Origin of the sequence: Salmonella sp. SA15303 (genome assembly GCF_029962125.1) — a bacterium.
GTDB classification, from domain to species: Bacteria; Pseudomonadota; Gammaproteobacteria; order Enterobacterales; family Enterobacteriaceae; genus Salmonella; species Salmonella enterica.
This window is the reverse complement of sequence record NZ_CP123924.1, coordinates 2,745,154-2,765,271: the sequence shown is the minus strand read 5'-3', so window position 1 is coordinate 2,765,271 and position 20,118 is coordinate 2,745,154. Positions and strand designations below refer to the sequence as shown.

Below are 20,118 nucleotides of genomic sequence, written 5' to 3'. Positions count from 1 at the left end.
ACCGAAAAGTGACTGAGCGTACATGTATACGAAGATTATTGGTACTGGCAGCTATCTGCCCGAACAAGTGCGGACTAACGCCGATCTGGAAAAAATGGTTGAGACCTCTGACGAGTGGATTGTCACTCGTACAGGTATTCGTAAACGCCATATCGCCGCGCCGAATGAAACTGTCGCGACGATGGGCTTTACCGCTGCGAATCGCGCGATTGAGATGGCGGGGATCGATAAAGACCAAATTGGCTTGATTGTGGTGGCTACCACATCAGCAACGCATGCATTTCCAAGCGCGGCATGTCAGATTCAAAGTATGCTCGGTATTAAAGGTTGCCCGGCGTTTGATGTCGCGGCAGCGTGCGCAGGTTTCACCTACGCGTTAAGCATCGCCGACCAGTACGTTAAATCCGGCGCGGTTAAACACGCGCTGGTGGTCGGTTCCGATGTATTAGCCCGCACTTGCGATCCTGGCGATCGCGGTACGATCATTATTTTCGGCGATGGCGCAGGCGCGGCCGTACTGAGCGCTTCTGAAGAACCGGGTATTATCTCCACTCATCTTCATGCCGATGGCCGTTACGGTGAATTACTGACCCTGCCGAATGCCGATCGCGTAAATCCGGATAACCCGATTTACCTGACAATGGCGGGCAATGAAGTCTTTAAAGTGGCGGTCACTGAACTGGCGCATATTGTCGATGAGACGCTGGCGGCTAATAACCTGGATCGCTCAGAACTCGATTGGCTGGTGCCGCATCAGGCTAACCTGCGTATCATTAGCGCGACAGCGAAAAAACTCGGCATGTCGATGGACAATGTCGTCGTCACGCTGGACAGGCACGGCAATACCTCCGCGGCTTCTGTGCCGTGCGCGCTGGATGAAGCCGTGCGTGACGGGCGAATTAAAGCCGGTCAGCTGGTATTGCTTGAAGCCTTCGGGGGTGGATTCACCTGGGGCTCCGCGCTGATTCGTTTCTAGTATAAGGATTTAAACATGACGCAATTTGCATTTGTGTTCCCCGGTCAGGGTTCTCAGAGCGTTGGGATGTTGGCCGAGATGGCGGCAAATTACCCTATCGTAGAAGAAACGTTTGCTGAAGCTTCTGCGGCTCTGGGATATGATCTGTGGGCGCTCACCCAGCAAGGTCCAGCGGAAGAACTGAATAAAACCTGGCAGACGCAGCCGGCGTTATTAACCGCTTCCGTCGCGCTTTGGCGCGTTTGGCAGCAGCAGGGCGGTAAAATGCCTGCGTTAATGGCAGGTCACAGCCTGGGCGAATATTCCGCGCTGGTTTGCGCTGGCGTCATCAACTTTGCTGATGCCGTTCGTCTGGTGGAAATGCGCGGTAAATTCATGCAGGAAGCGGTTCCGGAAGGCACTGGCGGCATGTCTGCGATCATCGGGCTGGATGATGCCTCTATTGCTAAAGCCTGTGAAGAATCTGCCGAAGGGCAGGTTGTTTCGCCGGTTAACTTTAACTCGCCGGGACAGGTGGTTATCGCCGGGCATAAAGAGGCGGTAGAACGTGCGGGCGCAGCCTGTAAAGCCGCTGGCGCGAAACGCGCGCTGCCGCTGCCGGTGAGCGTACCGTCGCACTGCGCGCTGATGAAACCAGCGGCAGATAAGCTGGCGGTTGAATTAGCCAAAATTACCTTTAGCGCGCCAACGGTGCCGGTAGTGAACAACGTTGACGTGAAATGTGAAACCGATGCCGCCGCTATCCGCGATGCGCTGGTTCGCCAGTTGTACAATCCGGTACAGTGGACGAAGAGCGTGGAATTTATCGCGGCGCAGGGCGTTGAACATCTTTATGAAGTGGGTCCAGGTAAAGTCCTCACTGGTCTGACGAAACGTATTGTCGACACCCTGACAGCGTCGGCGCTGAACGAGCCGGCGGCGCTGTCTGCGGCACTTACGCAATAAAAGAGGAAAACCATGAGCTTTGAAGGAAAGATTGCGCTGGTGACTGGTGCAAGCCGTGGCATAGGCCGCGCAATTGCAGAGACTCTCGTTGCCCGCGGCGCGAAAGTTATCGGGACTGCGACCAGTGAAAATGGTGCGAAGAACATTAGCGACTATTTAGGTGCTAACGGGAAAGGTTTGATGTTGAATGTGACCGATCCTGCATCTATTGAATCTGTTCTGGAAAATATTCGCGCAGAATTTGGTGAAGTGGATATCCTGGTTAATAATGCCGGTATCACTCGTGATAATCTGTTGATGCGAATGAAAGATGATGAGTGGAACGATATTATCGAAACCAACTTATCATCCGTTTTCCGCCTGTCAAAAGCGGTAATGCGCGCTATGATGAAAAAGCGTTGTGGTCGCATTATCACTATTGGTTCTGTGGTTGGTACCATGGGAAATGCAGGTCAGGCAAACTACGCTGCGGCGAAAGCGGGCCTGATCGGTTTCAGTAAATCACTGGCGCGTGAAGTTGCGTCCCGTGGTATTACTGTCAATGTTGTGGCTCCGGGTTTTATTGAAACGGACATGACGCGTGCGCTGTCTGACGATCAGCGTGCGGGTATCCTGGCGCAGGTGCCTGCGGGTCGCCTCGGCGGCGCTCAGGAAATCGCCAGTGCGGTTGCATTTTTAGCCTCTGACGAAGCGAGTTACATCACTGGTGAGACTCTGCACGTCAACGGCGGAATGTACATGGTTTAATCACGATTGAAAAATATTTGCGTTATTAGGGCGAAAGGCCGCAAAATAACGTAAAATCGTGGTAAGACCTGCCGGGATTTAGTTGCAAATTTTTCAACATTTTATACACTACGAAAACCATCGCGAAAGCGAGTTTTGATAGGAAATTTAAGAGTATGAGCACTATCGAAGAACGCGTTAAGAAAATTATCGGCGAACAGCTGGGCGTTAAGCAGGAAGAAGTAACCAACAATGCTTCTTTCGTTGAAGACCTGGGCGCAGATTCTCTTGACACCGTTGAGCTGGTAATGGCTCTGGAAGAAGAGTTTGATACTGAGATTCCGGACGAAGAAGCTGAGAAAATCACCACCGTTCAGGCTGCCATTGATTACATCAACGGCCACCAGGCGTAAGTGAACATCTCCAGGCGGTCGTTCGACCGCCTGAGTTTTATCTTTTTGTCCCACTAGAATCATTTTCCCTCCCTGGAGGACAACCGTGTCTAAGCGTCGTGTAGTTGTGACCGGACTGGGCATGTTGTCTCCTGTCGGCAATACCGTAGAGTCTACCTGGAAAGCTCTCCTTGCCGGTCAGAGTGGCATCAGCCTGATCGACCATTTCGATACTAGCGCCTATGCAACGAAATTTGCTGGCTTAGTAAAGGATTTTAACTGTGATGACATTATCTCGCGCAAAGAACAGCGCAAGATGGATGCCTTCATTCAATATGGAATTGTCGCTGGCGTACAGGCCATGCAGGATTCTGGCCTTGAAGTGACGGAAGAGAACGCAAGCCGTATTGGCGCCGCTATCGGCTCCGGTATCGGTGGTCTCGGTCTGATCGAAGAAAACCACAGTTCGCTGGTAAAAGGCGGACCGCGTAAGATTAGCCCGTTCTTTGTCCCGTCGACGATTGTTAACATGGTAGCAGGCCATCTGACTATCATGTATGGCCTGCGTGGGCCAAGCATCTCTATTGCGACTGCCTGTACTTCAGGCGTGCATAACATCGGCCATGCCGCGCGTATCATCGCCTATGGCGATGCGGACGCGATGGTGGCAGGTGGCGCAGAAAAAGCCAGTACGCCGCTGGGTGTAGGTGGTTTTGGCGCAGCGCGCGCGCTGTCGACCCGCAACGATAACCCACAGGCGGCGAGCCGTCCGTGGGATAAAGAACGCGATGGTTTTGTACTGGGCGACGGTGCCGGTATGTTGGTGCTTGAAGAGTACGAACATGCAAAAGCGCGTGGTGCGAAAATCTATGCCGAAATCGTCGGCTTTGGTATGAGCAGCGATGCTTACCATATGACGTCGCCGCCGGAAAATGGCGCAGGCGCTGCGCTGGCGATGGTTAACGCGTTGCGTGATGCCGCGATTGAGCCTGCTCAGATTGGCTACGTCAACGCGCACGGCACGTCGACGCCTGCCGGCGACAAAGCTGAGACGCAGGCGGTTAAGTCAGTCTTTGGCGATGCTGCAAGCCGAGTGATGGTGAGCTCGACCAAATCGATGACCGGCCATCTGTTGGGCGCCGCAGGCGCAGTAGAGTCTATTTTCTCTATTCTGGCGCTGCGCGATCAGGCCATTCCGCCAACCATTAATCTGGATAACCCGGATGAAGGTTGCGATCTGGACTTCGTGCCGCATGAAGCGCGCCAGGTCAGCGATCTGGAGTACGCTCTGTGCAACTCCTTTGGTTTTGGCGGAACTAACGGTTCCTTGATCTTTAAAAAGATCTAAGTTAAGCCAGAGACAGACATTAATAAAAAGGTCCGCTTGTCGGGCCTTTTTTATCAGGCATATCACCTCTTGTTCTGCGTTATTCATCCTGCCACACTAACAGGCGACGGATAAGGAGCCACTATGTTTTTAATTAATGGCCATGCGCAGGATCAACTTGCTGTAAGCGACCGGGCGACGCAGTTCGGCGATGGCAGTTTTACGACCGCACGTATTGTTGATGGCAACATTTGCCATCTGGAAGCGCATCTTCAGCGCTTGCAGGTTGCCTGTGAAAAATTACGGATCGCTTTTAGCCATTGGTCGACCCTTCGGCAAGAGATGACAATGTTGGCCACAGGGCATGATTCAGGCGTGTTGAAAGTGATCATTAGCCGTGGTAGCGGCGGCCGGGGATACAGCGCCATGAATTGTCAGGCAGCTACCCGAATCCTCTCCGTTTCTGCTTATCCCGCTTATTATTCTCAGTGGCGTAAGCAAGGCATCACTCTTACCCTTAGTCCCATACCGCTTGGGCGCAATCCTTATCTTGCCGGATTAAAACATCTGAACCGCCTCGAACAGGTGTTGATTCGCTCTCATCTTGAGCAGACGGACGCCGATGAGGCGCTGGTTCTTGACAGCGAGGGATGGGTTACGGAATGCTGTGCGGCTAATTTGTTCTGGCGTACAGGCGACATTGTTTTTACGCCGCGTCTGGATCAGGCCGGGGTGAACGGCATTATGCGACAATTTTGTTTACGCCAACTGGCGCAATCTCCTTTCCAGGTTCTTGAAGTACAGGCGAGAGAGGAGGCAGTCAGGCAGGCGGATGAGATTATCATCTGCAACGCGCTAATGCCGATTATTCCCATACGCGCCTATCACGGGACGTCGTATTCTTCGCGAACACTGTTTCAATTTTTAGCCCCATTTTGTGAGCATCCGAATTAGTTATGAAAAAATTGTCAGGCGTTTTCCTTCTGCTGTTGGTTGTGCTGGGTATTGCCGTGGGCGTGGGGATGTGGAAAGTTCGCCATCTGGCGAACAGCACGTTACTTATTAAAGACGAGACTATCTTTACGCTCAAGGCGGGAACGGGGCGGCTGGCGCTTGGTGACCAGCTTTATGATGAAAAAATCATTAATCGCCCCCGGGTATTTCAGTGGCTGCTGCGCGTGGAGCCTGAGTTATCACACTTTAAAGCGGGAACTTACCGTTTTACGACGGGGATGACCGTACGGGAGATGCTTGAGTTGCTGGAGAGCGGCAAAGAAGCGCAATTCCCGTTGCGGTTTGTGGAAGGGATGCGCCTTAGCGACTACCTGAAACAGCTACGAGAGGCGCCGTATATTCGCCATACATTGCCGGATGATGACTACGCCACTGTCGCTCAGGCATTAAAGCTTGCGCACCCGGAATGGGTAGAAGGGTGGTTCTGGCCTGATACCTGGATGTATACCGCCAACACCAGCGATGTCGCTATTCTCAAGCGAGCGCATCAAAAGATGGTGAAAGCTGTCGATACTGTCTGGAAAGGTCGGGCCGAGGGGCTGCCTTATAAAGATCAGAACCAACTGGTGACAATGGCCTCGATTATTGAAAAAGAGACGGCTGTCGCCAGCGAACGCGATCAGGTGGCCTCAGTCTTTATTAATCGCCTGAGAATCGGTATGCGCCTTCAGACCGATCCCACCGTGATTTACGGGATGGGGACGAGTTATAATGGTAACTTGTCGCGTGCGGATCTGGAAAAGCCGACGGCTTATAACACGTATACCATAACCGGGCTGCCGCCAGGACCGATTGCATCGCCCAGCGAAGCGTCATTGCAGGCGGCGGCGCATCCGGCGAAAACGCCGTATCTCTATTTTGTGGCCGACGGTAAAGGCGGTCACACATTTAACACCAATCTTGCCAGCCATAATCGGTCAGTGCAGGAGTACCTGAAAGTGCTTAAGGAAAAAAATGGGCAGTAATTATATCGTCATCGAGGGCCTGGAAGGCGCCGGAAAAACCACTGCGCGCGACGTGGTGGTGGAGACCCTTGAGCAACTGGGTATTCGTAATATGATTTTTACCCGTGAGCCGGGCGGTACGCAGCTTGCCGAAAAACTAAGAAGTCTGGTGCTGGATATTCGATCGGTAGGCGACGAAGTGATTACCGATAAAGCGGAAGTGCTGATGTTTTATGCCGCTCGCGTACAGCTCGTCGAAACGGTAATCAAACCCGCGCTGGCGCAAGGCGTATGGGTGATCGGCGATCGCCACGATCTCTCGACCCAGGCGTATCAGGGGGGAGGGCGCGGCATTGATCAAACCATGCTGGCGACACTACGCGATGCCGTGCTGGGCGATTTTCGTCCTGACCTGACGCTGTATCTGGATGTCACGCCGGAAGTCGGGCTAAAACGCGCCAGAGCGCGCGGCGATTTGGATCGCATTGAGCAGGAATCTTTTGATTTCTTTAACCGGACTCGCGCGCGCTATCTGGAACTGGCGGCGCAAGACTCGCGTATCCGCACCATTGACGCGACCCAGCCGCTGGATGCCGTCATGCGCGACATTCGCGCCACGGTGACGAAGTGGGTGCAGGAGCAAGCGGCATGAAATGGTATCCATGGTTACGGCCCGCCTATGAAAAACTGGTAGAAAGTTACCAGGCGGGACGTGGGCACCATGCGCTACTGATTCAGGCCTTACCTGGCATGGGCGACGAGGCGCTGTGCTATGCGCTGAGCCGTTATCTGTTATGCCAGCAGCCTGAGGGCCACAAAAGCTGTGGGCATTGCCGTGGCTGTCAGCTTATGCAGGCTGGCACGCATCCGGACTATTACACGCTGACGCCGGATAAAGGCAAAAGCAGCCTCGGCGTAGATGCGGTACGCGAGGTCAGCGAGAAATTGTACGAGCACTCCCGTCTGGGCGGCGCGAAGGTGGTGTGGATTGCGGATGCGGCGCTATTAACCGACGCCGCCGCCAATGCGTTGCTCAAAACGCTGGAAGAGCCGCCGGAGCAAACCTGGTTTTTCCTTGCCAGCCCGGAGCCTGCTCGTCTGTTGGCGACATTACGCAGCCGCTGCCGGCTGCATCATCTGGCGCCGCCGTCCGAATCGTATGCGATGTCATGGCTGTCGCGAGAAGTGACGGCGTCACAAGAAGCATTGCTCACGGCGCTACGTCTGAATGCGGGGTCGCCCGGCGCCGCGCTGGCGCTGTTGCAGTCTGAACGCTGGGCGCAGCGTGAGGCGCTGTGTCAGGCGTTAATGGACAGTTTGCATACGGGCGACTGGTATGCGGTATTAACGGCGCTCAATCATGAGCAAGCCCCGGCGCGCCTGCACTGGCTGGCGACGCTGCTGGTAGACGCGCTGAAACGTCAGCACGGCGCGTCGTACCTGACAAACGTTGATGCGGACGCGGTTGTTGCCGCGCTGGCGGGGCCGCTATCCCCGGCGCGTATTCAGGCAATCCTGAACGATGTTTGCCATTGTCGTGATCAATTACTTCATGTGACCGGATTAAACCGCGAACTGGTATTAACCGATCTCATTCTCCGCATCGAGCATTACCTGCAACCAGGCACCTTGTTGCCTGTTCCTCATCTTTGAGAGAGACATTATGTTTTTAGTCGACTCACACTGCCATCTTGATGGTCTGGATTATCAATCTTTGCATAAGGACGTGGACGATGTGCTGGCGAAAGCCGCCGCGCGCGATGTGAAGTTCTGTTTAGCGGTGGCGACGACGCTGCCGGGGTATCGCCATATGCGCAAGCTGGTGGGCAAGCGCGATAATGTGGTCTTTTCCTGCGGCGTGCATCCGTTAAATCAGGATGAAGCATATGACGTAGAAGAACTGCGCCTCCTTGCTGCAGAAGACGATGTGGTGGCGATGGGCGAGACCGGGCTTGATTACTTTTACACGCCTGAGACCAAAATCCGCCAGCAGGCGTCTTTTATTCATCATATCCAGATTGGCCGCGAATTGCATAAACCGGTGATTGTCCATACTCGCGACGCGCGTGCCGATACGCTGGCTATCCTGCGCGAAGAAAAAGTGACGGATTGCGGCGGCGTACTACACTGTTTTACAGAAGACAGAGAAACGGCCGGCAAATTGTTGGATCTGGGGTTTTATATCTCTTTTTCCGGCATCGTAACGTTCCGTAACGCTGAACAGTTGCGTGATGCGGCGCGCTATGTGCCGCTGGATCGATTATTAGTCGAGACCGATTCTCCTTATCTGGCACCGGTGCCGCATCGCGGTAAAGAGAACCAGCCTGCGATGGTACGCGACGTCGCAGAATATATGGCGGTATTGAAAGGGGTTGCCGTTGAAGAACTGGCGCAGATCACCACCGATAACTTTGCTCGCCTGTTCCATATTGACGCGTCTCGCCTGTCATCAATCCGTTAAACGAGTTTTTTTAAAGCTCGTAATTAATAAACAAAACGCGTAAAGTTCACCGCCACAAAAGGGGCGGTGAGCGAGCTTATGGAAACATTCGGAAACTCATTTTGGCAGAATGTGATACTTTTTAGGCTATCTGGCGCTGAAACGTGATAGCCGTCAAACAAAATCAGACGTATTTATTTTACTCTGTGTAATAAATAAAAGGGCACTTAGATGTCCTGTCCACGGCGGGGTTCTCCCCCCTCGCCAATGCGTGAGAACGTAGAAAAGCACAAATACTCAGGAGCACTCTCAATTATGTTTAAGAATGCATTTGCTAACCTGCAAAAGGTCGGTAAATCGCTGATGCTGCCGGTATCCGTACTCCCTATCGCAGGTATCCTGCTGGGTGTCGGTTCCGCTAACTTCAGCTGGCTGCCAGCCGTTGTATCGCACGTTATGGCAGAAGCGGGCGGATCTGTTTTTGCCAATATGCCGCTGATTTTCGCTATCGGCGTGGCGTTGGGCTTCACCAACAACGACGGCGTTTCGGCTCTGGCGGCGGTAGTCGCGTATGGCATCATGGTGAAAACCATGGCTGTGGTTGCGCCGCTGGTTCTGCATTTACCTGCTGAAGAGATCGCCGCTAAACACCTTGCTGATACGGGTGTTCTCGGGGGGATTATCTCCGGTGCAATCGCAGCGTATATGTTTAACCGCTTCTACCGTATCAAACTGCCTGAGTATCTGGGCTTCTTTGCGGGCAAACGCTTCGTGCCGATCATTTCGGGTCTGGCCGCTATTTTTACCGGTGTGGTGCTGTCTTTCGTATGGCCGCCAATCGGTACGGCTATCCAGGCGTTCTCGCAGTGGGCGGCTTATCAGAACCCGGTTGTCGCGTTTGGTATTTACGGTTTTATCGAGCGTTGCCTGGTGCCGTTTGGTCTGCATCATATCTGGAACGTTCCTTTCCAGATGCAGATCGGCGAATATACCAACGCAGCGGGTCAGGTATTCCACGGCGACATTCCGCGCTATATGGCGGGCGACCCGACGGCAGGTATGTTGTCTGGCGGCTTCCTGTTCAAAATGTACGGTCTGCCGGCTGCGGCCATTGCTATCTGGCACTCTGCTAAACCGGAAAACCGCGCAAAAGTGGGCGGTATCATGATTTCCGCCGCGCTGACCTCGTTTTTGACGGGTATTACCGAGCCTATCGAGTTCTCCTTCATGTTCGTGGCGCCGATCCTGTACATTATTCACGCGATTCTGGCAGGTCTGGCATTCCCGATCTGTATCCTGCTGGGGATGCGTGACGGTACGTCGTTCTCCCACGGTCTGATCGACTTTATCGTGCTGTCCGGTAACAGCAGCAAATTGTGGCTGTTCCCGATTGTTGGCGCCGGTTATGCGATTGTGTACTACACCGTGTTCCGCGTGCTGATCAAAGCGTTGGATCTGAAAACGCCGGGTCGTGAAGACACTACTGATGACGCAAAAGCGGGGGCGACCAGCGAAATGGCGCCGGCTTTGGTTGCGGCGTTTGGCGGTAAAGAGAACATCACTAACCTGGATGCCTGTATCACGCGTCTGCGCGTGAGCGTAGCCGATGTAGCGAAAGTGGATCAGGCTGGCCTGAAGAAACTGGGCGCGGCAGGCGTTGTCGTCGCGGGTTCCGGCGTTCAGGCTATTTTCGGTACGAAATCCGATAACCTGAAAACGGAAATGGATGAGTACATCCGTAACAGCTAAGCAGTAATGATGTTGGGGAGAATTAAGGCAGCCATTCGGCTGCCTTTTTTAATGGCGCTTTACATGCCGCTCTCCGACAGTCTGTCAGAACTGATAATTGGCGGTGAGGCTGACGTTACGCGGTGCGCCGTAAACAATGGAACCATCAATATTGGTGTCGTAGGTTTTATCAAACAGGTTGTTGATGTTTCCCTGTACGGAGAAATTTTTCGTCACCTGATAGCGGGTAAACAGATCGACCAGCGCATAGCTGCCCTGTTCGGCGCGGAAAGTGCCGTACGGCGTCGTGGTATCTTTGTAAACCCGATTCTGCCAGTTCACGCCGCCGCCGACCGTCAGCTCCGGTATCGCCGGCAGACGATAGCGGGTGAATAACTTCACGCTGGTGCGCGGAAGATTAGGGTTCACGGCGTTACCTTCATTGTCCTCGGCAACATACCGGGTAGCCCCGAAAGTCATCTGCCAGTTATCGGTAATTGCGCCGTTCACTTCAAATTCGACGCCTTTGCTCACCGTTCCGTCAGTAGACTTCCAGGCAAACTCCCCATTACTGCCAGGGATGGGAATAGTGGTTGCCTGAGCGACGTTATTCTGCTCAATGCGGAACACGGACAACGTGGTGGTGAGGCGACTGTTCATCCAGTCGGACTTCAGACCCGCTTCATAGTTATTACCGGTAATCGGAGCCAGATATTGACCCGCTTTGTCGCGTTTATTCTGCGGCTGAAAGATAGAGGTATAACTGGCATAAGCGGACCAGTTGTCGTTGATATCATAAATCAGCCCGGCATACGGCGTGGTATGGTTTTTCTCCATGCTGTAGGTCAGTGTATCAACACGCCAGTTGGTATAACGAGCGCCGAGAATCAGATGCAGCGGGTCGGCCAGCGAAATGCGCGTAGCGGCATACAGCGATTTCATATGCGTGGTATCGTCCTGCGCCAGATTTTGTGGCGCCCAGTGGGTTTGGGGGAAATTACCGTTAAAGGCGCTGAAGTTGCCAATGTCGTCCGGAAAGACGTTCGCCCAGGCGCTAAAATAGCGGTTATTCTGTTTACTATAACTGCCGCCAAACATCATATTGTGCTGACGGCCAAACAGCTCATAAGCGCCATCGGCAAAGAGATCTATGGCATCTACTTTGCGCTTGCCGCTGTTCCAGCCCGTACCGCCGACCACGGGGTAGCTTGCGCCATAAGGACTCACCAGCGTACCTGTCTCTTTATCGACTAACGCATCGATATACATCATTTTACTGTCGAATTTGACCTCAGTATGGGTCGCATTCAGGGTCGCCTGCCAGCTTTCGGCAAAACGCTGTTTAAGCGTGACGAAGAATTTATTTATCTCTTTGTTGTTATAAGCCCAGTCCGGGGCGGTACTACGCGCGCGGTCATAGCTATTTTTGCTGCCATCGGTGTTCCAGCGCGGCAGACCGCCCCAGGTTGGGCTGTTGACATCAATTTTTTGATATTCATAACCGGCTGAAAGGTTGGTGGTTGTACCCAGATCGGCATCGACAATTCCGGAAAAGAACGCTTTCTCACTGTTATAGCGGTCCAGCCAGGAATCATTATTCTGATAACCCGCCACGATGCGCCCACGGACATTACCGTCTGCGGTGAGCGGACTTTGCAGATCCATGACGTAACGCTGCTTATTCCAGCTACCGTATTCTGTGGAGACGTTACCTTTGAACTCCCGACTGGTGGCGTGTTTACGGATCATATTAATTGAGGCAGAAGGATTACCGGTCCCGGTCATCAGCCCATTCGCGCCGCGAACCACCTCCACGCGCTCATACAGCGCGGTATCCGTTAGCGCATCGCCCAGATTCCAGCGGGACTCAAAATACGTTGGAATACCGTCAACCATATAGTTGTCAATTTCAAACCCGCGCGAGTAATAGCTGATGCGATCGGAGTCAGCCTGACTTCCGCTGATCCCCAGCGTATTGGTCATCACCTCGCCCAGGGTTTGCAACTGCTGGTCTTCCATACGCTGCTGGCTGACAATACTGACCGACTGCGGGATATCGCGCTGAGTCATCGGCATTTTGGTGCCCGCTGCGGTCGTTTTCATGCTGTAATCCTGTTCTTCACGGTTTACGGCGTCAGCGGTCGTCTCGCCTTCGACAATAACGGTATCCTCAGCCGCGAAGGCGGCAGGCATAAATGCCATCGCCATACCCATAGCTAACAGCGACGGTGCGGCGGTGGACGGAAGGTGTTTGTCCCGGCGGTATTGAATGAAAGACATCTGAAAATCCTTGCTTGTTATTGGGGTAAGTTCAGGACGTATGACGTTGAACCTTTTCATTCTTTGCTAGTTAATGCGCATAAAAATGCAAATGAGAAATATACGCATTTGTATTAAATGTGTAAAACGGTATAACCAGGGAAACTAGAAATATTTTTTAAGCGTACAAAGGCGTCATGGCTGGGGGATATGGCGGTAAGTCCAGCATGTAGTCATTTTTCGCTTAATAAATCGTGGGTTAAAGTTGAAAGAGCGTCGGTAACTCGCTCATACTCTATACTCGCAGTATGGCTCGGCGTAGCATGTGCGCTGCAAGGGCTATTATGAAAAAGGAAAACGTCGTGGCAGAAGAAACTATATTCAGCAAAATTATTCGTCGTGAAATCCCTTCGGATATCGTTTATCAGGATGAGCTGGTCACCGCCTTTCGTGATATTTCACCGCAGGCGCCGACGCATATCTTGATTATTCCCAATATCCTGATCCCAACCGTCAATGACGTGACGGCGGAACATGAACAGGCGTTAGGTCGGATGATCACCGTGGCGGCGAAAATCGCCGAACAGGAAGGCATTGCCGAAGATGGGTATCGTTTAATCATGAATACCAACCGTCATGGGGGCCAGGAGGTTTATCATATCCATATGCACCTACTGGGCGGCCGCCCGCTAGGCCCGATGCTGGCGCATAAAGGCTTGTAAGTATGATCAAAGGATGCATCGCGGTTTCTCTGGGCTTGCTGCTGCTTACCGGCTGCCGGTCACACCCTGAAATTCCGGTAAGCGACGCGCAGTCGCTGGTGATGGAGTCCACGGTTCTGGCGGCGGGCGTCACCGCAGAGCCGCCTGAACTGACGGCGTCTGATATCCAGCCATCAGCCTCTTCCCGCGTCTATAACGAAAGGCAAGAGCCCATAACCGTTCATTATCGGTTTTACTGGTATGACGCGCGGGGGCTGGAGATGCATCCGCTGGAGGCGCCGCGTAGCGTAACCATACCCGCGCGTTCGTCGGTAACGCTATTTGGCAGCGCCAATTATCTGGGGGCGCATAAGGTCAGGCTTTATCTTTATTTGTGAGGAGTGAATTTTGATGACAAAAATGCATCGCTACGCTGCCATTGCTGCGCTGGCGATATTTCTCTCCGGGTGTATGGCGCAACGTCAACCTGCGCCAGTTGAAGAGGTAAAACCAGCGCCAGAACAACCCGCGCAGCCGCCGCAGCCTCCTGTTGTGCCGTCTGTGCCAACGATTCCACAGCAACCGGGGCCGATCGAACATGAAGATCAAACGGGCCAGCCAGCGCCTAAGGTGCGCCACTATGACTGGAACGGCGCGATGCAACCGCTGGTCAGCAAAATGTTGCAGGCTGATGGCGTGACGGCCGGAAGCGTATTGCTTGTTGACAGCGTGAATAACCGGACGAATGGGTCGTTAAATGCGAACGAGGCAACGGAAACGTTACGTAATGCGCTGGCGAACAACGGTAAATTTACGCTGGTGTCCGTACAGCAACTCTCGATGGCAAAACAGCAGTTAGGATTGTCTCCGCAGGATAGTCTGGGAACGCGCAGTAAAGCTATTGGCATTGCGCGCAATGTCGGGGCGCAATATGTACTTTACTCCAGCGCATCCGGTAACGTTAACGCGCCTGCATTACAGATGCAGTTAATGCTGGTGCAAACTGGCGAGATAATCTGGTCAGGTAAAGGTGCGGTCCAACAACAATAATCCCTTAACGCGCGACGAGATCCTGTCGCGCTATTTTCCCCAGTATCGTCCCGCCGTCGCCACATCGCAGGGGCTAAGCGGCGGGAGCTGTATTATTGCCCACGATACTCACCGTGTCGTGCTGCGCCGTCATCACGACCCTGACGCTCCACCAGCCCATTTTTTACGTCATTACCGCGCCTTATCCCAATTGCCGGCCAGTCTTGCGCCGCGAGCGCTTTTTTATACTCCAGGCTGGATGGCGGTAGAATATCTGCATGGTGTGGTAAATTCCGCTCTGCCAGATGCCGACGAACTGGCGGCCTTACTGTATCATTTGCATCAACAGCCGCGTTTTGGCTGGCGTATCGCGCTATCGCCACTATTGGCGCAGTACTGGTCGTGTTGCGATCCGGCAAGGCGTACGCCGTTTTGGTTGCGGCGGCTCAAACAGTTGCAAAAAAACGGTGAACCTCGCCCGCTTCGGCTCGCGCCTTTGCATATGGATGTCCATGGCGACAATATAGTATTAACGTCCGCCGGGTTGAGACTGATTGACTGGGAGTATGCCGGCGACGGCGATATTGCGTTGGAGCTGGCGGCAGTATGGGTTGAGGATGAACGCCAGCACCGACAACTGGCAGACGCTTATGCCGCGCGCGCGCGAATCGACGCCCGGCAGCTATGGCGACAGATACGATTATGGCACCCCTGGGTCATTATGCTAAAAGCAGGGTGGTTCGAATACCGCTGGCGACAAACCGGCGAGCAACAATTTATCAGGCTGGCCGATGAAACCTGGCGCCAGCTACGTATGAAAGGATAAGGAGAGCAGTGTGGGCCCAGTAATGTTGAATGTCGAAGGATGTGAGCTGGATGCGGAGGAGCGCGAGATACTGGCGCATCCGCTGGTTGGCGGGCTTATTCTGTTCACGCGTAATTACCATGACCCGGAACAGTTGCGCGAATTAGTGCGCCAGATTCGGGCGGCATCGCGTAACCATCTGGTGGTGGCCGTCGATCAGGAAGGCGGGCGCGTACAGCGTTTCCGTGAAGGGTTTACCCGCCTGCCCGCGGCGCAATCTTTTTTTGCGCTGCATGGGCTGGAAGAGGGGGGGCGACTGGCGCAGGAGGCAGGGTGGCTGATGGCCAGCGAAATGATCGCGATGGATATTGATATCAGTTTTGCGCCAGTGCTGGATGTCGGGCATATCAGCGCGGCAATTGGCGAGCGTTCTTATCATGCCGATCCAGCAAAAGCGTTGGCAATGGCAACGCGCTTTATTGACGGCATGCATGACGCCGGGATGAAAACGACCGGTAAGCATTTCCCCGGCCACGGCGCGGTCACGGCGGACTCCCACAAAGAGACGCCGTGCGATCCACGTCCTGAAACGGACATCCGTGGCAAAGATATGTCGGTGTTCCGCACGCTGATTAGCGAGAATAAACTGGATGCGATTATGCCTGCCCACGTGATCTACCGCGCTATCGATCCGCGTCCGGCAAGCGGTTCGCCGTACTGGCTGAAAACGGTGCTGCGTCAGGAGTTAGGCTTTGATGGCGTCATTTTCTCCGACGATCTGTCGATGGAGGGCGCGGCGATTATGGGCAGCTATGCTGAGCGCGCTCAGGCGTCGCTGGATGCGGGTTGCGATATGATTCTGGTCTGCAATAATCGTAAAGGCGCAGTCAGCGTGCTGGATAATCTGTCGCCGATCAAAGCAGAACGTGTTACACGTTTGTATCATAAAGGTTCATTTTCACGCCGGGAGCTCATGGACTCAGCACGCTGGAAAACAGCCAGCGCCCAGCTCAACCAGTTACATGAACGCTGGCAGGAAGAAAAAGCAGGTCATTAACTCGAGTTTTCGTGAGGGTGCCAGATGATTATTTATTTACACGGTTTTGATTCAAATAGTCCGGGCAACCATGAAAAAGTGTTGCAATTACAGTTTATCGACCCGGATGTTCGGCTGGTAAGCTACAGTACGCGGCATCCTAAGCACGATATGCAGCATCTGCTGAAAGAAGTGGACAAAATGTTGCAGTTGAATGTGGACGAGCGCCCTTTAATCTGTGGCGTGGGGCTGGGCGGTTACTGGGCGGAGCGGATTGGCTTTTTGTGCGATATCCGTCAGGTGGTTTTTAACCCGAACCTGTTCCCCTATGAAAACATGGAGGGGAAAATCGATCGCCCGGAAGAATATGCGGACATCGCTACAAAGTGCGTGACCAACTTTCGCGAAAAAAATCGCGATCGTTGTCTGGTGATCCTCTCGCGTCATGACGAAGCGCTGGACAGCCAACGCTCAGCGCAAGCGCTTCACCCGTTTTATGAAATTGTGTGGGATGAGGAACAGACTCACAAATTCAAAAATATTTCGCCGCATTTGCAACGTATCAAAGCGTTTAAAACGCTGGGATAACGCCATCCGGCAATATGGCGTTATCAGTGACCGGATAACCAGCCTTGCGGCTGGTTTTTTTATGCTCAATTCTCGCAAACTGTCTATCTTTTCAGCATGAAAACTTGATGCACATCAATTTTGGTATGACCAATGCACCGTTCATGCTATTCTCATATCAGAAGCTTATTCTCATTAACGTAACTTGTTGTTAATTAAAGGCTATGCTAATAACTTTTAATTAACAATTGGTTAATAAATTTAAGGGGGTCACGTTGACTACACCATTAAAAAAGATCGTGATTGTCGGCGGCGGCGCTGGCGGGCTGGAAATGGCGACGCAGTTAGGCCATAAACTGGGGCGCAAGAAAAAAGCGAAAATCACGCTGGTAGACAGAAATCACAGCCATCTGTGGAAACCATTGCTGCACGAAGTGGCGACTGGCTCTCTGGACGAAGGCGTGGATGCGCTGAGCTATCTGGCTCATGCGCGTAATCATGGTTTCCAGTTCCAGCTGGGGTCGGTGATGGATATCGATCGCGAAGCGAAAACCATCACCATTGCCGAGTTGCGTGATGAAAAGGGCGAACTGCTGGTGCCGGAGCGCAAAATCGCGTATGACACGCTGGTGATGGCGCTGGGCAGCACCTCTAATGATTTCAACACGCCGGGCGTGAAAGAGCACTGTATCTTCCTCGATAACCCGCATCAGGCGCGCCGTTTTCACCAGGAGATGCTGAACCTGTTCCTCAAGTATTCGGCTAATCTGGGCGCGAACGGTAAGGTCAATATCGCCATCGTTGGCGGCGGTGCGACGGGGGTTGAGCTGTCGGCTGAACTGCATAATGCGGTAAAACAGCTGCATAGCTATGGTTATAAGGGGCTGACCAACGACGCGCTGAACGTGACGTTGGTTGAGGCTGGCGAGCGTATTCTGCCTGCGTTGCCGCCGCGTATCTCCAGCGCCGCGCATAATGAACTGACCAAACTGGGCGTTCGCGTGCTGACGCAAACTATGGTCACCAGCGCCGACGAAGGCGGTCTGCATACGAAAGAAGGTGAATATATTCAGGCCGATCTGATGGTGTGGGCGGCGGGTATCAAAGCGCCAGATTTTATGAAAGAGATTGGTGGTCTGGAAACGAACCGCATTAACCAACTGGTGGTGGAACCGACGCTGCAAACCACGCGCGATCCTGATATTTATGCGATTGGCGACTGCGCTTCCTGCGCACGTCCGGAGGGAGGTTTTGTGCCGCCTCGCGCTCAGGCGGCGCATCAGATGGCTACCTGCGCGATGAATAACATTCTGGCGCAGATGAATGGCAAACCGCTGAAAGCTTACCAGTATAAAGATCATGGATCGCTGGTCTCTCTGTCCAACTTCTCTACCGTGGGTAGTCTGATGGGGAACCTGACCCGCGGTTCAATGATGATTGAAGGACGTATCGCCCGCTTCGTGTATATCTCGCTATACCGTATGCACCAGATAGCGCTGCATGGATACTTTAAAACCGGCCTGATGATGCTGGTGGGCAGTATTAACCGCGTCATTCGTCCGCGCCTGAAACTGCATTAATTTCTCTGCGTCTCACCGGCTGCTCGCGCCGGTGAGCGCTTCTCCATCACTCGCTTCGGAGTTGTCCGAATCCTTCAGCTTTACCGCCTCATCCCGCATTTTTCATCCTCATTCCGATTGGCTTTGTTCGCATACTGGTTGCAAAATTGTTACCAATAGCAACGAAGGAGGAACTCCCGTGAATAAATCAATGTTGGCGGGTATAGGGATTGGCGTAGCGGCTGCGCTGGGTGTGGCGGCAGTGGCCAGTCTCAACGTATTTGATCGTGGTCCGCAATATGCGCAGGTGATATCGGCTAAACCGATTAAAGAGACGGTAAAAACGCCGCGTCAGGAGTGCCGTAATGTCACGGTCACGCATCGCAGACCGGTTCAGGACGAAAACCGTATTGCCGGCTCGGTGCTTGGCGCAGTAGCAGGCGGCGTGATTGGACATCAATTTGGCGGCGGTCGTGGTAAAGATGTGGCGACGGTCGTCGGGGCGCTGGGCGGCGGTTATGCTGGCAATCAAATCCAGGGATCAATGCAAGAAAGTGATACTTACACTACCACGCAGCAACGCTGTAAGACGGTGTATGACAAATCTGAAAAGATGCTTGGCTACGACGTGACCTACAAAATTGGCGATCAGCAGGGCAAAATCCGCATGGATAAAGACCCCGGAACGCAAATTCCCCTCGACGGCAATGGCCAACTGGTTCTGAATAACAAAGCATAAAAAAGCTGTACTCTGCAAGTTAGCCCCTCATTCGCTCAGGCTGAGGGGCTTTTTTTTATCCGAAGCCGCGTCGTTCAGGACTTGATCAGTTCAGGCCAGATGCGCAGAGTCGTACGCGTAATTTGCATCAGTTGTTCGAAGGTGGCACCTTCACGGGCGCTGATCGACATTCCCTGTAAAATACAGTTTATATATTCTGCGAGCGCCTGCGGGTTACAGTGCGCCGGAATTTCACCGCGCTCCTGACGTTGGCGCAGAAAGTGGATGAGCGTCTGTTCCTGCATGGCGTGGCGTGATTTTACCGTGCGGGCGATATCGCGCGAGGAGGCGGCCAGGGTGGCGGACGTATTAATCATAAAGCAGCCAGCCGGCGTGTCTGTACTGGTAAAGCAGGCGGCAATTTCTGTGAAGTAATCTTCCAGCGCCGATTCTACGCTTTTCTCTTCACAAAAGAGCTGGGCTTCGTGTTTTGAGGCAAAGCGAGTGATGTAGCGATCCAGGACAGCGCGAAATAATCCTTCTTTGTTAGTGAATTCCGCATAGAGAGTAGGCGCTTTCGCCCCGGTAGCCTCTACGAGATCGGCAAGCGAAGTTGCTTCATAGCCGTGCTGCCAGAAGAGAGTCATGGCCTTATCAAGCGCGGCTTCCCTGTCGAACACTTTTGGTCGGCCACGGCTTTTCTTCGCGCAACTCGTGGTATCCGTTGTCATGATGCCGTTGTACCTGTTTAAAGAGCGGTCTCTCTATTATAAAAACAAACCACTTCTGGCTCCAGAGTATTCATTAGAAAAATAAATCAATTCTATTCACATGAAAATAACATCTTTATAAATTATATAACGATCATTATAAAAAGAGGTTGACGTGTGATGTAGATCACATCTATGATTAACTTATCGATCGTTAAGTTAATGCTTACGACACCCATTCA

At 53.1% G+C, this 20,118-nt stretch carries 21 protein-coding genes; 19 read left to right on the top strand and 2 right to left on the bottom strand.

The window, feature by feature from the left end:
* Nucleotides 1–22: 22 nt before the first annotated feature.
* The 11 genes from fabH (at nucleotide 23) to ptsG (ending at nucleotide 10,513) form a co-directional block, all read left to right on the top strand.
* The gene (gene fabH / locus QEN31_RS13610; protein WP_000288154.1) at nucleotides 23–976 is read left to right on the top strand and encodes a beta-ketoacyl-ACP synthase III; all 954 of its coding nucleotides are present in this window, start codon (nucleotides 23–25) and stop codon (nucleotides 974–976) included.
* Nucleotides 977–991: 15 nt separating this feature from the next.
* On the top strand, nucleotides 992–1,921 hold the full coding sequence (fabD, locus tag QEN31_RS13605; RefSeq protein WP_000191343.1) for an ACP S-malonyltransferase: 930 nt from the start codon (nucleotides 992–994) through the stop codon (nucleotides 1,919–1,921).
* A 12-nt stretch (nucleotides 1,922–1,933) separates the two neighbouring features.
* Nucleotides 1,934–2,668: a 3-oxoacyl-ACP reductase FabG gene (gene fabG / locus QEN31_RS13600; RefSeq protein ID WP_000007236.1), complete on the top strand. Its 735-nt coding sequence runs from the start codon at nucleotides 1,934–1,936 to the stop codon at nucleotides 2,666–2,668.
* Nucleotides 2,669–2,823: 155 nt separating this feature from the next.
* Nucleotides 2,824–3,060: an acyl carrier protein gene (gene acpP / locus QEN31_RS13595; RefSeq protein WP_000103754.1), complete on the top strand. Its 237-nt coding sequence runs from the start codon at nucleotides 2,824–2,826 to the stop codon at nucleotides 3,058–3,060.
* A gap of 85 nt (nucleotides 3,061–3,145) precedes the next feature.
* Nucleotides 3,146–4,387, top strand: coding sequence for a beta-ketoacyl-ACP synthase II (fabF, locus tag QEN31_RS13590; RefSeq protein ID WP_000044664.1), 1,242 nt, complete (start codon nucleotides 3,146–3,148; stop codon nucleotides 4,385–4,387).
* 123 nt (nucleotides 4,388–4,510) lie between these two features.
* On the top strand, nucleotides 4,511–5,320 hold the full coding sequence (gene pabC / locus QEN31_RS13585) for an aminodeoxychorismate lyase (protein ID WP_000478660.1): 810 nt from the start codon (nucleotides 4,511–4,513) through the stop codon (nucleotides 5,318–5,320).
* A 2-nt stretch (nucleotides 5,321–5,322) separates the two neighbouring features.
* Complete coding sequence (gene yceG / locus QEN31_RS13580) at nucleotides 5,323–6,345, top strand: cell division protein YceG (protein WP_000736475.1); 1,023 nt, start codon at nucleotides 5,323–5,325, stop codon at nucleotides 6,343–6,345.
* A complete protein-coding gene (gene tmk, locus QEN31_RS13575; RefSeq protein ID WP_000535399.1) occupies nucleotides 6,335–6,976 on the top strand; it encodes a dTMP kinase in 642 nt (213 codons plus the stop codon). The genes yceG and tmk overlap by 11 nt, the downstream gene beginning before the upstream one ends.
* Nucleotides 6,973–7,977: a DNA polymerase III subunit delta' gene (gene holB / locus QEN31_RS13570; protein ID WP_000872453.1), complete on the top strand. Its 1,005-nt coding sequence runs from the start codon at nucleotides 6,973–6,975 to the stop codon at nucleotides 7,975–7,977. The genes tmk and holB overlap by 4 nt, the downstream gene beginning before the upstream one ends.
* Nucleotides 7,978–7,987: 10 nt before the next feature.
* A complete protein-coding gene (locus QEN31_RS13565; RefSeq protein ID WP_000480277.1) occupies nucleotides 7,988–8,785 on the top strand; it encodes a metal-dependent hydrolase in 798 nt (265 codons plus the stop codon).
* Between the two features lie 294 nt (nucleotides 8,786–9,079).
* The gene (ptsG, locus tag QEN31_RS13560; protein ID WP_000475705.1) at nucleotides 9,080–10,513 is read left to right on the top strand and encodes a PTS glucose transporter subunit IIBC; all 1,434 of its coding nucleotides are present in this window, start codon (nucleotides 9,080–9,082) and stop codon (nucleotides 10,511–10,513) included.
* Nucleotides 10,514–10,597: 84 nt separating this feature from the next.
* Here the strand turns inward: ptsG and fhuE are convergent, their stop codons facing one another.
* On the bottom strand, nucleotides 10,598–12,772 hold the full coding sequence (fhuE, locus tag QEN31_RS13555; RefSeq protein ID WP_000008410.1) for a ferric-rhodotorulic acid/ferric-coprogen receptor FhuE: 2,175 nt from the start codon (nucleotides 12,770–12,772) through the stop codon (nucleotides 10,598–10,600).
* Nucleotides 12,773–13,113: 341 nt separating this feature from the next.
* Between fhuE and hinT the strand changes: the two genes are divergently transcribed.
* The 8 genes from hinT (at nucleotide 13,114) to QEN31_RS13515 (ending at nucleotide 19,187) form a co-directional block, all read left to right on the top strand.
* Complete coding sequence (gene hinT / locus QEN31_RS13550) at nucleotides 13,114–13,473, top strand: purine nucleoside phosphoramidase (protein ID WP_001532068.1); 360 nt, start codon at nucleotides 13,114–13,116, stop codon at nucleotides 13,471–13,473.
* Between the two features lie 2 nt (nucleotides 13,474–13,475).
* Nucleotides 13,476–13,850, top strand: a complete 375-nt coding sequence (locus tag QEN31_RS13545) for a YcfL family protein (protein ID WP_000589563.1) — start codon at nucleotides 13,476–13,478, stop codon at nucleotides 13,848–13,850.
* 13 nt (nucleotides 13,851–13,863) lie between these two features.
* A complete protein-coding gene (lpoB, locus tag QEN31_RS13540) occupies nucleotides 13,864–14,502 on the top strand; it encodes a penicillin-binding protein activator LpoB (RefSeq protein WP_000164359.1) in 639 nt (212 codons plus the stop codon).
* Complete coding sequence (gene thiK, locus QEN31_RS13535) at nucleotides 14,483–15,307, top strand: thiamine kinase (RefSeq protein WP_001257342.1); 825 nt, start codon at nucleotides 14,483–14,485, stop codon at nucleotides 15,305–15,307. The genes lpoB and thiK overlap by 20 nt, the downstream gene beginning before the upstream one ends.
* Nucleotides 15,308–15,317: 10 nt before the next feature.
* A complete protein-coding gene (gene nagZ / locus QEN31_RS13530; protein ID WP_000529340.1) occupies nucleotides 15,318–16,343 on the top strand; it encodes a beta-N-acetylhexosaminidase in 1,026 nt (341 codons plus the stop codon).
* Nucleotides 16,344–16,367: 24 nt separating this feature from the next.
* Nucleotides 16,368–16,910 carry an alpha/beta hydrolase YcfP gene (gene ycfP / locus QEN31_RS13525; RefSeq protein ID WP_000587943.1) on the top strand — a complete coding sequence of 181 codons (543 nt, stop codon included), beginning with the start codon at nucleotides 16,368–16,370 and terminating at the stop codon, nucleotides 16,908–16,910.
* 254 nt (nucleotides 16,911–17,164) lie between these two features.
* Nucleotides 17,165–18,469 (top strand): NADH-quinone dehydrogenase, encoded by a 1,305-nt coding sequence (gene ndh / locus QEN31_RS13520; RefSeq protein WP_000211053.1) that lies wholly within the window; start codon nucleotides 17,165–17,167, stop codon nucleotides 18,467–18,469.
* A 178-nt stretch (nucleotides 18,470–18,647) separates the two neighbouring features.
* The gene (locus QEN31_RS13515) at nucleotides 18,648–19,187 is read left to right on the top strand and encodes a glycine zipper 2TM domain-containing protein (RefSeq protein WP_001043449.1); all 540 of its coding nucleotides are present in this window, start codon (nucleotides 18,648–18,650) and stop codon (nucleotides 19,185–19,187) included.
* A gap of 74 nt (nucleotides 19,188–19,261) precedes the next feature.
* On the opposite strand, the gene comR is transcribed toward QEN31_RS13515, so the two are convergent.
* Nucleotides 19,262–19,897 (bottom strand): TetR family copper-responsive transcriptional repressor ComR, encoded by a 636-nt coding sequence (gene comR, locus QEN31_RS13510; RefSeq protein WP_064239860.1) that lies wholly within the window; start codon nucleotides 19,895–19,897, stop codon nucleotides 19,262–19,264.
* Between the last annotated feature and the right edge of the window lie 221 nt (nucleotides 19,898–20,118).

What these genes read in the sequence shown, in the direction of transcription:
- fabH (WP_000288154.1), top strand. Translation starts at nt 23, where the DNA reads ATGTATACGAAGATTATTGGTACTGGCAGCTATCTGCCCGAACAAGTG.
- fabD (WP_000191343.1), top strand. Translation starts at nt 992, where the DNA reads ATGACGCAATTTGCATTTGTGTTCCCCGGTCAGGGTTCTCAGAGCGTT.
- fabG (WP_000007236.1), top strand. Translation starts at nt 1,934, where the DNA reads ATGAGCTTTGAAGGAAAGATTGCGCTGGTGACTGGTGCAAGCCGTGGC.
- acpP (WP_000103754.1), top strand. Translation starts at nt 2,824, where the DNA reads ATGAGCACTATCGAAGAACGCGTTAAGAAAATTATCGGCGAACAGCTG.
- pabC (WP_000478660.1), top strand. Translation starts at nt 4,511, where the DNA reads ATGTTTTTAATTAATGGCCATGCGCAGGATCAACTTGCTGTAAGCGAC.
- yceG (WP_000736475.1), top strand. Translation starts at nt 5,323, where the DNA reads ATGAAAAAATTGTCAGGCGTTTTCCTTCTGCTGTTGGTTGTGCTGGGT.
- tmk (WP_000535399.1), top strand. Translation starts at nt 6,335, where the DNA reads ATGGGCAGTAATTATATCGTCATCGAGGGCCTGGAAGGCGCCGGAAAA.
- holB (WP_000872453.1), top strand. Translation starts at nt 6,973, where the DNA reads ATGAAATGGTATCCATGGTTACGGCCCGCCTATGAAAAACTGGTAGAA.
- QEN31_RS13565 (WP_000480277.1), top strand. Translation starts at nt 7,988, where the DNA reads ATGTTTTTAGTCGACTCACACTGCCATCTTGATGGTCTGGATTATCAA.
- ptsG (WP_000475705.1), top strand. Translation starts at nt 9,080, where the DNA reads ATGTTTAAGAATGCATTTGCTAACCTGCAAAAGGTCGGTAAATCGCTG.
- fhuE (WP_000008410.1), bottom strand. Translation starts at nt 12,772, where the DNA reads ATGTCTTTCATTCAATACCGCCGGGACAAACACCTTCCGTCCACCGCC.
- QEN31_RS13545 (WP_000589563.1), top strand. Translation starts at nt 13,476, where the DNA reads ATGATCAAAGGATGCATCGCGGTTTCTCTGGGCTTGCTGCTGCTTACC.
- lpoB (WP_000164359.1), top strand. Translation starts at nt 13,864, where the DNA reads ATGACAAAAATGCATCGCTACGCTGCCATTGCTGCGCTGGCGATATTT.
- ycfP (WP_000587943.1), top strand. Translation starts at nt 16,368, where the DNA reads ATGATTATTTATTTACACGGTTTTGATTCAAATAGTCCGGGCAACCAT.
- comR (WP_064239860.1), bottom strand. Translation starts at nt 19,897, where the DNA reads ATGACAACGGATACCACGAGTTGCGCGAAGAAAAGCCGTGGCCGACCA.